At 59.7% G+C, this 13,304-nt stretch carries 10 protein-coding genes and 6 pseudogenes; 10 read left to right on the top strand and 6 right to left on the bottom strand.

Annotated elements, in window-relative coordinates; all coding sequences use genetic code 11:
• Positions 1 to 6 precede the first annotated feature (6 nt).
• Together ACFLEY_RS16630 and ACFLEY_RS16625 are read right to left on the bottom strand one after the other, a co-directional pair.
• Positions 7 to 966: a hypothetical protein gene (locus tag ACFLEY_RS16630; protein WP_060908051.1), complete on the bottom strand. Its 960-nt coding sequence runs from the start codon at positions 964 to 966 to the stop codon at positions 7 to 9.
• A 615-nt stretch (positions 967 to 1,581) separates the two neighbouring features.
• Positions 1,582 to 2,251: pseudogene (locus ACFLEY_RS16625) on the bottom strand (transposase); the annotation flags it as partial.
• A 125-nt stretch (positions 2,252 to 2,376) separates the two neighbouring features.
• Between ACFLEY_RS16625 and ACFLEY_RS16620 the strand changes: the two are divergent.
• Positions 2,377 to 2,520, top strand: a pseudogene (locus ACFLEY_RS16620) (transglutaminase N-terminal domain-containing protein); the annotation flags it as partial.
• Between the two features lie 598 nt (positions 2,521 to 3,118).
• Here ACFLEY_RS16620 and ACFLEY_RS16615 read toward each other — a convergent pair.
• Entirely contained in the window at positions 3,119 to 3,316 is a 198-nt protein-coding gene (locus ACFLEY_RS16615; RefSeq protein ID WP_060908052.1) for a hypothetical protein, read from the bottom strand.
• Between the two features lie 353 nt (positions 3,317 to 3,669).
• Between ACFLEY_RS16615 and ACFLEY_RS16610 the strand changes: the two genes are divergently transcribed.
• The 3 genes and pseudogenes from ACFLEY_RS16610 to ACFLEY_RS16600 form a co-directional block, all read left to right on the top strand.
• Positions 3,670 to 4,032 (top strand): hypothetical protein, encoded by a 363-nt coding sequence (locus ACFLEY_RS16610; RefSeq protein ID WP_060908053.1) that lies wholly within the window; start codon positions 3,670 to 3,672, stop codon positions 4,030 to 4,032.
• A 997-nt stretch (positions 4,033 to 5,029) separates the two neighbouring features.
• On the top strand, positions 5,030 to 5,218 hold the full coding sequence (locus ACFLEY_RS16605; RefSeq protein WP_129557332.1) for a hypothetical protein: 189 nt from the start codon (positions 5,030 to 5,032) through the stop codon (positions 5,216 to 5,218).
• Between the two features lie 59 nt (positions 5,219 to 5,277).
• Positions 5,278 to 5,595, top strand: a pseudogene (locus tag ACFLEY_RS16600) (DNA ligase); the annotation flags it as partial.
• On the opposite strand, the pseudogene ACFLEY_RS16595 reads toward ACFLEY_RS16600, so the two are convergent.
• A pseudogene (locus ACFLEY_RS16595) lies at positions 5,574 to 6,200 on the bottom strand (IS5 family transposase); the annotation flags it as partial. The pseudogenes ACFLEY_RS16600 and ACFLEY_RS16595 sit on opposite strands and share 22 nt — an antisense overlap.
• 312 nt (positions 6,201 to 6,512) lie before the next feature.
• On the opposite strand from ACFLEY_RS16595, the gene ACFLEY_RS16590 reads away from it, so the two are divergent.
• The 3 genes from ACFLEY_RS16590 (at position 6,513) to ACFLEY_RS16580 (ending at position 9,342) form a co-directional block, all read left to right on the top strand.
• Positions 6,513 to 6,860, top strand: a complete 348-nt coding sequence (locus ACFLEY_RS16590; protein ID WP_082755224.1) for a VOC family protein — start codon at positions 6,513 to 6,515, stop codon at positions 6,858 to 6,860.
• Positions 6,824 to 7,084, top strand: coding sequence for a VOC family protein (locus ACFLEY_RS16585; RefSeq protein ID WP_060908056.1), 261 nt, complete (start codon positions 6,824 to 6,826; stop codon positions 7,082 to 7,084). Before ACFLEY_RS16590 ends, ACFLEY_RS16585 begins: the two co-directional genes overlap by 37 nt.
• Before the next feature lie 191 nt (positions 7,085 to 7,275).
• Entirely contained in the window at positions 7,276 to 9,342 is a 2,067-nt protein-coding gene (locus ACFLEY_RS16580; protein ID WP_082755226.1) for a GAF domain-containing protein, read from the top strand.
• Between the two features lie 161 nt (positions 9,343 to 9,503).
• On the opposite strand, the pseudogene ACFLEY_RS16575 reads toward ACFLEY_RS16580, so the two are convergent.
• Positions 9,504 to 9,704: pseudogene (locus ACFLEY_RS16575) on the bottom strand (RraA family protein); the annotation flags it as partial.
• Positions 9,705 to 9,813: 109 nt separating this feature from the next.
• Between ACFLEY_RS16575 and ACFLEY_RS16570 the strand changes: the two are divergent.
• Positions 9,814 to 10,539 (top strand): annotated as a pseudogene (locus ACFLEY_RS16570) (alpha/beta fold hydrolase); the annotation flags it as partial.
• 275 nt (positions 10,540 to 10,814) lie between these two features.
• Entirely contained in the window at positions 10,815 to 11,165 is a 351-nt protein-coding gene (locus ACFLEY_RS16565) for an adenylate/guanylate cyclase domain-containing protein (protein WP_309142177.1), read from the top strand.
• Between the two features lie 72 nt (positions 11,166 to 11,237).
• Here the strand turns inward: ACFLEY_RS16565 and ACFLEY_RS16560 are convergent.
• A protein-coding gene (locus tag ACFLEY_RS16560) for an IS3 family transposase (protein WP_244433177.1) occupies positions 11,238 to 12,451 on the bottom strand; the annotation gives its coding sequence in 2 pieces (ribosomal slippage) (positions 11,238 to 12,175 and positions 12,175 to 12,451; 1,215 coding nt in all).
• Positions 12,452 to 12,790: 339 nt separating this feature from the next.
• Between ACFLEY_RS16560 and ACFLEY_RS16555 the strand changes: the two genes are divergently transcribed.
• Positions 12,791 to 13,192: a cytochrome c family protein gene (locus tag ACFLEY_RS16555; protein ID WP_060908058.1), complete on the top strand. Its 402-nt coding sequence runs from the start codon at positions 12,791 to 12,793 to the stop codon at positions 13,190 to 13,192.
• Positions 13,193 to 13,304 lie beyond the last annotated feature (112 nt).

Here is a 13,304-nt window from a genome sequence, read left to right as displayed (position 1 = left end):
TTTCCTTCAAGTATCGGTTGGAGAGGGACTAAAGGCAGCTTTGACCACGTCGTCGGCAGCCTCTCTCAATGTGTCCGCCATCTTCTGGGTCATACCGCCAACGTGGGAGCCGAGATCAGCCTCGGCGACCTTTTGCGCCGCAACATCGACCGCCGATGTGGCCGCATCTTTCGCCGCCTCGAATCCGGGTTGCGCAGCCGCGGCCGCAGCCTGCTTCACTCCATCGCTTGCCCGCCCCATCACCTTGTCTTCGGCCCTGGTCTCGGGAAGAGCCGCAGCAATGATGGCGCCGATCGCGATGCCCAGGCCTCCGATCAGCGCTGCATTGTCGCCGATGGTCTGGCGGGCCTGGTCAGGCGCGCTCGCAGCGGCATCCTTGATTGCCTCCATGCCGCTCTTGAGTTCTTCACCCGCGATACCGGCAGCCCGAGCCGCGCCAGCGCGCATATCAGCGGCAAGACCAGCGGCCTTATCCTGCGCGTCACCAGCCATCCCGGCGGCCCGGCTTTGAGCGGAGGATAGCGTCTCCTTGGCATCGTCCTGCATGGCCCGAGCGCCCTCCGCCACCTCCTCAAGCATGCGCCCCGCTTTGTCCTTGACCGGGCCCGTCGCCTCTGCTGCGCGATCACGCACTGTCTTCGACGTCAGGGCGAGCCCGGCACCGATCATGAGAAGCGGCAACGGCACACCCCGCGCCAACCGCAGCAACGGAACGCCGACCGCGGCGCCGGCGGCCACTGCGCGCATCGGATTGTCCATGATCTGTTGCTTGAGCCCTTCGACCCAACTCTGGGTCTTGTGGCTGACGTATTCGGTGACTTCGGATTTGATGTGATGCGGCGAGACTTTGTGGCGAATGTCGTCGGCGGTGTCCGATATCTGCTCCTTTAGTCGCCCTACCGTAGTCGCCAGTTCTGCACGGCTGCGCTCGGACTCGCGTCTCAACTCCTCCACCGATCGTGACATCGCGTTACCCTCTTCCTTTATTTTATTTGTTGAGTTTGAGAACGAACTCACGCTTTGTTGAATCGTTCCTCGCGCGGCCTGGCACTTGCTGGTGACTAAAAGAGTGAGACCTTCGCAAAAGGGGGAGCAGCGGTTGACGATCGTGAATTGGGCCGGACACCCCGCTGCTGGGGCGGATCCTCCTGGGAAGAGCCGGTCGTGGGCCACGATTTCGAGTAGCCTGAGTTGCGAACGATCCTTTGGGTTTTCGCGTAGCATTCCCACGGAATGAAAAAGGCCGCTATTGAGCGGCCTGGATCATAGAATCGAGCTTACCAATAATGATGATGGTGCCTCCAGCCATAGTGATGCCCACGGCCTCTGCCCCATCCATAATGATGACCACGGCCACCGGCGATGCCCCCATCCATGGCCCCCGCCATGACCGTGCCCGCCTATCGTAAATCAGCGGGCAGCAAAAGCTGTTGGTATCACCGTACCCGCGAGCATCTTGCACGAGCAGACCGCGTCGTTGAGTAATTGTCCAAGACGATGTCGCATGTCTGTAATGGGTCTTGGTCGTGTAAAAACGGTGCCTAAGGGTATCTGGCCCGGAAGGCAGGAGACACGCAGTTCTCAGGCCGCGATCGCAGCGATCAGCGGCTTGATCCCGACGATGTTCATGACCCTTGTTAGATTGTACGCCAGAACCGAAAGAGCCATCTCGGCGGCTACTTTCGGAAGCGTTTTGGTCAGGAAGTGTGTCGCGCCCATGCGGGCCTTCATTGTGCCGAACGGATGCTCGACGGTCTCGCGACGTTGACGCATAGCCATCGGGTTCGCATCAAGGCGCTGCTGCACAGCATCGAGCAGATGCTCATGCTCCCATCGGGGAATCCGCCGCTCCGCCCCTGTCGTGCACTGAGATTTGAGCGAACAAATTTTGACAGGCTGTGGTCCAGTAGCGCCTTACCCGCTTGCCATCTTCCTCGCCAGTAAAGCGATATGGCAGTTGCTCCCCAGCCGGACAGCGATAGGCGTCTTTCTCCGGTAAATAGACAAAGTCCTGCTTGCCGAAGCGCCCTTCCGACTTGGCGCTAGAAGTCATCGGCTTGGGCAGCGTCACCGTGATGTCGGCCTCGTGGCAAGCGAGGATTTCGGAGCTGCTGAAGTAGCCGCGATCGGCAACGGCCTCGAGCCTCTCGGTCTTTAGAACAGCCTTCGCCTGCCTGGCCATATTGGCAAGCTGAGCCCGATCCGAGCCGCTGTTCGTTACCTCATGCGTGACAATCAGATGGTGCTCGGTAGAGTCACTCAAGTCGGAAACCAGACCTAACAAACGTCAAGACCTGGAGAATCCTTTTAGGGCACTGGCACGCAGCAGTGCTTCTGACGTGATATCGCGATACTCAATTTCAGCTGTAAAAAAGGCTCAGGCCAGTAAAGTTTGGCCCGCATCAAATGCTTTTTCGCCCGCGGGACAGTTTCGATCAGCGGCTGCTCGACTGCCAACTTGCGATAAAGCCGGATCCCATCGAGATCCGTTGGATACACGACGTGTTCGGCAATTGCCTACTGCCATTGCGGCCATCACGTTGCACTGAGCGCCGATCGCTGGCCCGACGATGCCCGGCTGTCAGATATCGAGCCGCGCTTCGTCTGCACCGCCTGCAGCGGGCGTGGCGCCGACGTCAGGCCAAACTTTAATTGGGTCAGGCCGCCGATGCCGGCAATGGGCTATCGATAGCGGGGAAAAACGGCCCCGGCCGTGGGGTGTCGTGGTGGGCGTTGAGGCCGGGGCCGTGGGTGCTTGGACCTTGGGGAAGCTCAAGCAGGTCCGAGCTTACTCACAGCTCTGAGCGCCGTTCTGTTCGTTTCCCAACATTGGCAGTAGTGTTCCGGACAGGAATGGCAAACTCTTGCGCAACGAACGACCGGAAGCTGGCGACCTTGCTGGACGCCGGCCTCAATGCAGCAGCCTCTGCCGGAGCTTTCTGATCATTTCCCGGAGGTCAGCAGCGTATTCTTCAACGGCCTGGCGCACCTCATCCAAGCGTGTCGGCTGAGGAGGTGGCGGCTTAGCTGAATCCGGCTTGTCGGATTGGTTCATGGTCCAGCGAATAGGCGGGACCAAGCGGGGTCATTGAGCTAAATCAAAGACCGATGGAGGCCGCTACTTCGGCGGCTGCAATCCGGGCGAGTTTAGCCACTCGCTGATATGCGCGCCGGTCTCGGCTTGCCGGGCTTTGCGGATCGCTCGCTCGCGCTCGAAACCAGGTGGAAGCGATTTGGCTTCCTCGCGGAGGCGGTGCGCCTGTTCGGCAAGGCGCTCTTCAAGGGACGAGGTTTGCTTGAGGCGGCGTCGCTGCATGGCACGGCTCCATTCCTGAGGGGAAGGCGGGAGCGCGTGATGGCGTTCTCATCATCGATAGATGCCCGAGGGACCGCGCGGTGACAGATTTTTTTTAACACCTATGGCAGGCCGAAGTCTGAGCAATTTTGACCAGCGCGCCATAAAGCGCCAGCGCTGCTGTCCTAATCAAGACACCCGCAGATGGAGCCGCGAATTACGGGTTGATATTCCTTGCAGGAACCACGCGAGCGCGCGGCATTTGAATCTCGCCGGCTCGCTGTCCGAGCTGGCGGAGCGGCCTCGGCCTACCACCGGAAGCCACCCTGAAGCCGGGGCCGTCTCTCCGCCACGGTCTGTGTTGGAGTTTGCGTATGCGTTCCTCGCCCTCGATCGTGCCGGCCGACCGCCTCGACCGCGACATCTATTTGGTCCTCGAGGACTTCGGCGGCCGCGCCGGCTGCGCCTGGCGCGAGACCGACGAAGCCGATACCGACCTCGAGACTATCCTCAGGCATCTCCTGTCCGGCCAGTACGCCTATCCGGTCCGGATTGTGTGCTTCAATCCGGGCGAAGGCTGGTCAAGGGACGCCACCTCCGACGTCGCTGACACGCTGGCGCAGCGCGCAACTGATACCGACGCAGAGGTCCCGTCCGCGCTGCAGGACTTCATTGCCGCCAACGCCACCTCCCGCTTCGACGCGCAGCTCGCGCTGCCGCTACCAGGTGCCGCGTGATGCCAGCCGGAGGAAAGCCGCACGTTGACGCGGCCGTGAAGTGCACGACCTGTGACGGCGTCGGCTGGGTTTCCGAGAACCATCTGGACCGCCCATGGGATGGCCCACGCGCATGCACCTGCGGCGGCGCCGGCGCGCCCTGCCCGGCCTGCAACGCTCCGGTCGACGGCGAGGCGCCGCGGATGCCGGGAGGCTTCCACGTCGAGGTCGACAAAGATGGCTGGCGACACTGAAGCTGCGCCCTTCGGCGCCGACGCCAAGCCGGATCGATCTGATCGAATTTTTGCCTGAATTGAGATTTTTGATTTTGTCGATTGTGAAGTTCTATCTGCCAGTCGTTGAATGATTTACCGGAAGAACGAAGCAATTGCCGTCGGTACACTTTTCAAAATGAGCGAGCTTGGTGCCGCTCGATGTCCAGACCTGGCTCATCGGAGCGGCATCGTCGTCGAAGTGGGCCACCGGACCACGGGCATCACCGTACTGTTCGATGGCGCCCGAAGACCAACTTGCCTGCCCAGAGACTTCATCGCCCCCATCTCGAATGGGACGTTCGTCGCACCTTCTGCAGACGAATGGTCACGTGAGCTTGGGCGGCCGGCGCCCGGGCGAGGTCAGCCAATCGGTAGATGCGCGCCAGTCTCGGCGAGGCGTGCCTTTCTGAGTAACTTCTCGCGCTCAGCGCCGGCAGGGAGATTTGCGGCCTGTTCCTTGAGTTTGGCAGCCTGCTCGGCCAGCCTCTCCTCAAGGGAGCGAACTTGCTTCGCCCTGCGCCGCCCAGCCATGACATGCCTCCTGACATGCTTTCACCATCTTGGAACTGCCAAGGGTAGGTACAGTTCCAAGCGGGTACACGCCCTACAGCACCAAGCTCACCAACCAAAGCGTGAGAGAGCAGCAGAACGCAATCCCAAGATACGGCAATCACTACCTATTATTTTTTTTATGCCAGAAACTCATGTCGCAGTAGCGGTAAGCTTCGCAAGGGAGTGCGACCATGACTGAATTGATCGAATTTGAGCCGCTGATACTCTGTCCAACCTGCAAGGTGGAAATGCGCCTGTTCGGGATCGAAATGGAAAGTTCGCTCCGCGATCTGTTCAGTTTTGAGTGCCCCAACTGCGGAAAGATCGTGGCGAGAAGCCTTCTGGTAGCTCTGCCCAGTGAGCCGAAGATTTCAAACTGAGACCTACTGTATTCGCCAGGGATGAGGCCCTGAATGCGAGCAATGAAGTGCTGTCCTGCCTGCTCGGTGTCGATGGCGTCTCCGACTTCAACGCCCTGCACTCGCGCCGGCACGACGACGAGGTGCAGCTCTACGCATTCGACGTCCTCGCGCTCGGCGGCGAAGATCTGCGCCAGCTGCCGCTGAGCCTGCGCAAGACCAACCTGGCGCGGCTGCTACGCGGTCGGCCGAATGGCATGTTCGTCGCGCCCTTCGAGCCCGGCGAGATCGGCACCGAACTGTTCGGCGCCGCCTGCCGCCTGGGCCTCGAGGGCCTGGTCTCGAAACGGCGCGACCGGCGCTATAGCAGCGGCCGGACGCGGTTGCGAGCTCGATAGAGGTAAGGGCTAAAGCAGATCAGATCGCTGCGGTTGCTTTTCGGCGGGATATTGGCCCACGTGCCTTTCTTCGTGGCAAGCTCCCTGATCCAGTCGGCGTCATAGCCACTGTCGGCAAGCAGCATTGATCCAGATTTGCGACGAGACAGCAGTTTTCCGGCCAGTTGAACGTCGTGCGCCTCGCCAGGGCTCAACGCAAGCCGTACCGGCAGACCATTGCCATCGACTACCGCTTGGATCTTGCTCGTCAAGCCACCGCGTGATCTTCCCATCGACTGGCGCCGGTTCCTTCCAATGCAGGCCGCCTGCTGATGCACACGGACAATCGAGGTGTCGATCATCTGGACAGCGGCATCATGGGCAGTCGCAAGCGCATCTATGATACCGCCCCAGACGCCAGCCCGCCGCCAACGGACGAAGCGGTTGTAGCACGTAGTGTACGGACCAAAGTTCTCTGGCAGGTCGCGCAATGGCGCCCCGGATCGCAAGACCCAGAAGATGCCATTGAGGACACGACGGTCATTCACTCGTGGCACGCCGCGCGACTTATTCGGCAGCATCGGCTTAATGGCAAACCACTCATTATCCGTGAGTTCGTAGCGCATGATTCGGCCCCCTTCCGTCGGATGGCTTGAATCATGGTTCGGCCGTTAGGCTCACTGGTCGCTATGTACCCGACAGCGGACCTATTATGCTCGCCTTGAGTTTTGTCGTTCATGACCCGTAGCGGTCTTAGAGCCACAGGTCGAACCGATGATGATTCAAGACAGGCAGTTTATCTTGTGCGACATTTCTTCTGACCTATTTTGCCGTGGTAGACATGCTCGTGACGATCTAGGGTAGAATTGCGAAAACGATCCTCTTCAGATTTCTGATTTTATCCATTCAACCGTTTTCAAGGGTGAGGAGCCGCTAGCATGACAGCAGCAGATTCGGCACCAGTTGCACCCATCGGGGTAAACCACATTGTGTTGAACGTCCGCAACATTGAGGAAAGTCATCAATTCTGGACGGCGGTCGTTGGCCTACGTCTTGTCGGCGAATTCAGGCAACGACCGGGTCGCAAGATGTGGTTCTATAGCGGCGTGGGTCCCGATGGCCTCCGTCACCACGATCTCGCGCTCGTTGAGAACCCGAACCTGCCGGCGCCGCCTGCCGGATGGCAAATGTGGGACTCGCCCATGGCAATCAATCACATTGTGATTCTTATCCAAACCGCGAGGCGTGGTTGCGTCAGCTTGCCTATCTCCAAAAGATGGGCGTGAAATTCGACCGTCGCATCGATCATGGCATGACGCACAGCCTCTATCTCCACGATCCCAATGGTTATGGCGTCGAGTTGGTTTACGAACTGCCACGCGAAGTCTGGGAGGGCGACATCGACGCCGCACTGAACTTTGCTGAGGTGCGGCCGCACGAAGGGGCCGAATTGCTCGTTGATCGCACCGACGTTCCGGTGTTCGGCACACAATCGAGACCATCGAACTAATCGAAGCCGCGTGTCATGTCGGCTGTCGGGGGCAAACCGGACGCCGATCCTACTTGGCGTCCACCGCTGCTTTTGACCCATCTCGGACATCGGATGGGCTCGTTAATGGCACGCAATATTTTGGAGTTTCTGCCTTCCGGCATAACGCCTTAAGCCGATAGAATGCCTGCTCCTGAGATCAGGGGCTGTATATGGCGCAACGTTCCCCGGAACAGAGTAGTGCACGCAAATTCGGCGGAAAGGCTCCCAAGGCGAAGCGCAAGCCTAAGGCGAAAACCCGGCACCCGAGCGGTCGGTCGGCTGCCGATTTGCGGCGGGAACTTAGCCGCCGTACCGTCGAGCTGGCTGAAGCACGCGAGCAGCAGGCGGCAACCACCGAGGTTCTTCAAATTATCTCGTCGTCTCGCGGCGACCTAGTACCCGTGTTCAACGCGATGCTCGGCAAGGCGATGGACCTTTGCGCTGCCGATTTCGGCGTGCTCAATACATTCGACGGCGAGCTATTCCATACTGCTGCCACGCGCGGGCTCCCTCCCGCCTATGACGAATATCGGCGCAGCCAGCCGCTGGCGTACGGCCCGGGCACGGCACCGGCCCGCCTGTTGCAGGGCGAACCGATTGTAGAAATTCTCGATCTCCGCGAGTCGGATGCCTATCGCAGAGGCGAACCCAACCGGCGCGCGCTGGTCGATCTAGGCGGTGCGCGTAGTATTCTCGCCGTTCCGCTCCTGAAGAACGATCGGGTGGTCGGCAATATCATGATCTTTCGGCAGGAGCCGGCGCGTTTCTCGGAGAAGCAGATATCGCTCTTGAAACAGTTCGCAGCTCAAGCGGTCATCGCTATCGAAAACACGAGTTTGCTTCGTGAGCTGCGCGCCAGCACCGAGGATCTACGAGAGTCGCTACAGCAGCAGAGTGCGACCGCCGACGTGCTCAAGGTCATCAGCCGCTCTGCCTTCGACTTGCAAACTGTGCTGGACACTCTCGTCGAGTCGGCGGTTCGATTGTGCGAGGCGGATATGGCGGCGATTACGCGGCAGAAAGGGAACGAATATTTCCGCGCCGGATCATACGGATTTTCGGCGGAGTTCATGGATTACGTAAAAGAAATCCCCGTCAAGCCGGAACGCTCGACCATAACCGGCCGAACCCTGCTCGAGGGAAAGGTGATCCATGTGCCCGACGTGCTTGCCGATCCCGATTACACTTTTTCGGAAGGACAGAGACTAAGCGGCAATCCCCGGACATTTCTAGGGGTACCCCTTCTGCGCGAAGGCAATCCGGTTGGCGCGCTCGTGCTGTTGCGCCGAACCATGCGGCCGTTTACTCACAAGCAGGTGGAATTGGTCACAACCTTTGCAGACCAGGCCGTGATTGCCATCGAAAACGTGCGTCTGTTCGACGAAGTTCAGGCTCGCACAAAAGAACTCGCGGCTTCCCTCGACGATCTGCGCACCGCGCAGGATCGCCTGGTGCAGACCGCGAAGCTGGCCTCGCTCGGCCAGCTCACCGCCGGTATCGCACACGAGATCAAGAACCCTCTCAACTTCGTCAATAATTTCTCAGCTCTTTCGGCGGAGCTAACGGACGAGTTGAACGACGTGCTCAGATCCGCCGCGCTGACCGACAATATCCGTGCGGAAGTCGACGAACTGACCAAGATGCTGAAAGACAACCTCGAAAAGGTTGTTCAGCACGGCAAACGAGCCGACTCCATTGTGAAAAACATGCTGCAGCACTCCCGTGAAGGATCCGGCGAGCATCGACCTACTGACATCAACGCGATAGTCGATGAGAGCCTAGACTTGGCTTATCATGGTGCTCGAGCAGAAAAGGCAGGCTTCAGTATCGCGTTCCATCGCGATCTCGACCCGTCCGTCGGTATGGCTGATGTCTATCCGCAAGAGATCACGCGGGTAATGCTCAATCTGATATCGAACGGATTCTACGCCACGACGAAACGCAAAGTGGAAGCCGATGACGGCTTCGAGCCGATGCTTTCCGCTACGACCAAAAATCTCGGAGACAAGGTTGAAATCCGTATTCGCGATAACGGCACCGGCATCCCGGAAGAGATCAAAGGGAAAATATTCAACCCGTTCTTCACGACCAAGCCTTCCGGGGAAGGTACCGGGCTTGGCCTGTCGATGAGCCACGACATTATCGTAAAGCAACACGGCGGCAGCATCGACGTCGAGACGGAGCCCGGGCTGTTCACTGAGTTCACGGTCGTATTACCGCGGACAAGCCAAAGGTAGTCTGCCAAGAACCGGTTGACCTACGTCCAATTTTGCTGCGGTGCGTGCGTCTGTTCCTGGCCCAACTCGGACCTCCGGGGAGGTCCGCTATTGCGCCGGTTTCAGGGACAGAGCGGACCTCACAAGCCCTGGCTGCGGCGCGGACTTGCCCTCTTTCGCCTTTAATGAATCTCCGCCGAGCGCATCAGCGCCGCCTTCAGCTTCTCCAGCGAGAAGTCGGGGCTGCGAGCGATCCCCAGAATCGGGGTCTCGCGGCGGCCGCAGAGTTCGGTGGCCTCCGGCAGCTTGGCGGCGACGCCGAGCGCGATCACGATCGCGCCATGGCGGTCGGCATGGATCAGGTCGTCGGACTTCGCCGTCAACGGGCGGTCGGCGGTCGAGCCCGTTAAATTTGCGACCTGATTTCGCTGGCCTGACGCGGAATGAGGTGCGACACTCGCGCCGCGCAGTCTTGTCACGCAGTAGGCCAACATGGTTGACGTCCCAGCCACTCACTACGTTAAAAGTGACGATGTCCATATTGCCTATCAGGTGATTGGCGATGGTCCGCGCGACCTGCTGTTCGTCCCGGGTTTTGTCTCCAATGTTGAAGCGCTCTGGCAATCGCCGGCGCGCACCTCCTTTTTCCGTAGGCTTGCAACATTTTCTCGAGTCATCATGTTCGACAAGCGCGGCACCGGAATGTCCGATCGCGGTTCCCAGATTTTCACACTTGAACAGCGGATGCACGACGTGCAGGCAGTGCTGGATCAGGTTGGTTCCAAGCGGGCCACCTTGTTTGGCGTGTCCGAGGGCGGTCCGATGTCGCTGCTCTATGCAGCGACCTATCCCGAGCGCACGTCGGCTCTGGTGCTTTGTGGCACGTATGCGCGGCGCTCGTGGGCACCTGACTACACATTCGGATGGACCGATGCGCAGTGGAGCACTTTCCTCGATGACATTGAGCACCACTGGGGCACGACGGATGCAATGAGTTTGCTGATGTGGGCGCCCAGTGTTGCAGGCAATAAGCAGATACTTGAGCAAATCGCCGCCTACTTCAGGGCTTCAGCAAGCCCAGGCGCGGCATCTTCGATCATGCGCATGAACCGGGAGATCGATGTCAGAGACATCCTGCCCGTCACGCGCGTACCGACTTTAATTTTGCATCGAACCGATGAGCGCGTCATTGATGTGAAGCATGCGCGTTACATGGCGCAGCAGATTCCTTGCGCCAAACTGGTTGAGCTCAGCGGTCAGGACCATACGGTCTGGTTTGGCAACCAGAACGCAATTCTTGATGAGGTCGAAGAGTTCGTCACCGGGCATCGGCATACAGCCGAGCCAGACAGGGTGCTTGCGACCGTGCTGTTTGTCGACATTGCGGGATCGACGGAACGCGCCGCCGCATTCGGCGACGGGAACGCGCCGCCGCATTCGGCGACGGCGCCTGGCGCGCGTTGCTCGACGCGTTCTATGCCAAAGTTCGGGATGTGCTCGGCCAGTATCGCGGGCGCGAAATCAACACAACCGGCGACGGTTTCCTTGCCACTTTCGACGGGCCAGCGCGCGCCGTGCGTTGCGCCAGCGCAATCGGCGATGCGGTGGGTCCGCTCGGCCTGAAGGTCCGTTGCGGTTTGCATACCGGCGAGTGCGAATTCGTCGCTCAAGATATTGTTGGCATTGCCGTTCATATTGGCGCGCGTGTTGCGGCGCTAGCTGCGCCGGGTGAAATTCTGGTATCACAGACGGTTCGCGATCTCGTAGCAGGCTCCGGATTGACGTTTGAAGAGCGCGGCCGTCACGTTCTCAAAGGCGTGCCCGACGAATGGCGTCTGTACTGAAATGGACCCGCGGAGCGGGACCGGTTGAACCGGTTTGTTAGTTGGAAACGGATCGCTCCTGATCCCTTTCTATCACGCAGCCAGAGACTCTGTCTGCTGGAATTGCTGTGGGCATGTGGTCAACGCGTCAGCGTTGTCCACCATGTCCACAGCCTGCGCGGCCTGCATCCGTTCGCGCCAGACCGCCATCGGCGTGCGATAGCCGAGGGACTGATGAAGGCGACGATCGTTGTAGAAGGCGATCCAGCTCGCGATCCCTGCCTTGGCCTCGCGGCCGTCGGCATAGCCCTTGAGATAGATGTCCTCATGCTTGAGCGACCGCCACAGCCGCTCGATGAAGACATTGTCCATCCAACGACCGCGGCCATCCATGGAGATCTTGATCCCTGCGCCCACCAACGCGCCGGTGAAGGCCACGCTGGTGAACTGGCTGCCCTGGTCGGTGTTGAAAATCTCCGGCGTGCCGTACGTCGCCAGCGCCTCTTCCAGAGCCGCCACGCAGAACGAGACGTCCATCGTATTCGACAACCGCCACGCCAGAACCGCACGGCTCGCCCAGTCGATGATGGCGACGAGATAGAGAAAGCCGCGGCCGATGGGCAGATACGTGATGTCGGCCGCCCACACCTGGTTCGGCCGGTCGATCGTCATGTTGCGCAGCAGATAGGGATAGATCTTGTGGCCCGGCGCCGGCTTTGTCGTGTTCGGCTTCGGTCCCAGCGCCGCGATGCCCATCTTGCGCATCAACCGCTGCACGCGCTTGCGATTGACCTGAAGCCCCTCAGCCTTCAGCATCGCGGTCATTCGCCGCGAGCCCAGGAATGGCCAGGCGGTGAACAGCTCGTCGATCCGCTGCATCAGGGCAAGGTCGTTGTCGTTGGCCGGCTGTGGCGGCCGGTAGACCCCAGAACGGGCGATGCCAAGCAACATGCATTGCCGGCGGATCGACAGCGCCTGGTCGGCGCGATCGAGCATTCCTCGACGGTCCGGCGTGCTCATCTTCCGGACCTCCGCGCTAAAAAATCGCGCTCGACTGTCAGTTGTCCAATCTTGGCGTGCAGCTTCTCGATCTCGCGTTCGCGCGTTTCCTCGCTCTCGCGCCCGACACCCGCGTCAAAAGCCCGGGCCGCCTGGTCCAGCAGCTGCTTCTTCCAGGCATAGATCTGGTTCGGGTGAACCTCATAGCGCTGGGCCAGATCGGCCACCGTCGCCTGCTCCCGCACCGCTTCCAGCGCGATCTTTGCCTTCAACGCCGCGTCGATCTTCCGTCGTGTCTTCTTCGTCATCATGCCCTCCGTCTATCAAACGGAGCGGCCCTTTTCCAACTTAGCCTCTGGTCCCAAAACCGGGGTCCATTTCAGTACCGCGCGGTGACCACCTAGCACGATTTCACCCGCCACGCGGTCAGCGGAATGCCCTCTTCTGGCCCGGCCGCGAAGTGGCATCATTCCTTATTGAGGTCCGTTTACTGGGGCGGAGCGGACGAGATTTGCTCACTCCGAGTTCTTCGCATTTTGACCCAGAGCCGACTGGAGGCAGATGGCCGGTTGAGGCTGGACTTCCGTTACAAGCTGGAATGACTCAGGCGGCGGTTTCTCGCCCTTCGCAGGCGACGGGAGGTTGGCATGAAGCGTATCGGCCGGCTGGACCTCGTGATATCGAGCGCAATGTTGTACCTGCTATCGTCGTCCTCGCTTTCGGCTCAGGACGTTCTCTCGAAAGGCGCAGAGCAACAGTTATTCAACAACGCTTGTCGAACTTGCCATTCGATCCAAAAGGACGACAATCGTCTTGGTCCTAATTTGCACCAGATTATTGGAAGGAAAGCGGGATCGCTGTCGGAGTACAATTACTCGTCAGCGATGAGAGACAGTGATTTCATCTGGGATGAAGCAAAACTCGCGCGCTTCATAGCCAATCCAGATGAGGTCGTTCCCGGGAATAGAATGGCTCCCTACGGAGGTCTTGCGTCCGTTGAGGATCGAAAGAAGATCGTGCGTTTTCTGCAATCGATGCGATCCCAATAAGGCTGTCGCTCACGTGCAAGCGCAAAAAACAGCCCGCCCGGAGGCGGGGCGCAAGATACTGCGTGATCCCTAGCCCGTCTTATTCGTAAGAGTGCGCCTGAGGGCTGGCGAG

This window comes from Bradyrhizobium sp. YCK136, from assembly GCF_044570075.1.
Taxonomy (GTDB): domain Bacteria; phylum Pseudomonadota; class Alphaproteobacteria; order Rhizobiales; family Xanthobacteraceae; genus Bradyrhizobium; species Bradyrhizobium diazoefficiens.
This window is presented reverse-complemented; position numbering and strand designations above follow the sequence as displayed.

What these genes read in the sequence shown, in the direction of transcription:
- ACFLEY_RS16630 (WP_060908051.1), bottom strand. Translation starts at nt 966, where the DNA reads ATGTCACGATCGGTGGAGGAGTTGAGACGCGAGTCCGAGCGCAGCCGT.
- ACFLEY_RS16615 (WP_060908052.1), bottom strand. Translation starts at nt 3,316, where the DNA reads ATGCAGCGACGCCGCCTCAAGCAAACCTCGTCCCTTGAAGAGCGCCTT.
- ACFLEY_RS16610 (WP_060908053.1), top strand. Translation starts at nt 3,670, where the DNA reads ATGCGTTCCTCGCCCTCGATCGTGCCGGCCGACCGCCTCGACCGCGAC.
- ACFLEY_RS16605 (WP_129557332.1), top strand. Translation starts at nt 5,030, where the DNA reads ATGACTGAATTGATCGAATTTGAGCCGCTGATACTCTGTCCAACCTGC.
- ACFLEY_RS16590 (WP_082755224.1), top strand. Translation starts at nt 6,513, where the DNA reads ATGACAGCAGCAGATTCGGCACCAGTTGCACCCATCGGGGTAAACCAC.
- ACFLEY_RS16580 (WP_082755226.1), top strand. Translation starts at nt 7,276, where the DNA reads ATGGCGCAACGTTCCCCGGAACAGAGTAGTGCACGCAAATTCGGCGGA.
- ACFLEY_RS16555 (WP_060908058.1), top strand. Translation starts at nt 12,791, where the DNA reads ATGAAGCGTATCGGCCGGCTGGACCTCGTGATATCGAGCGCAATGTTG.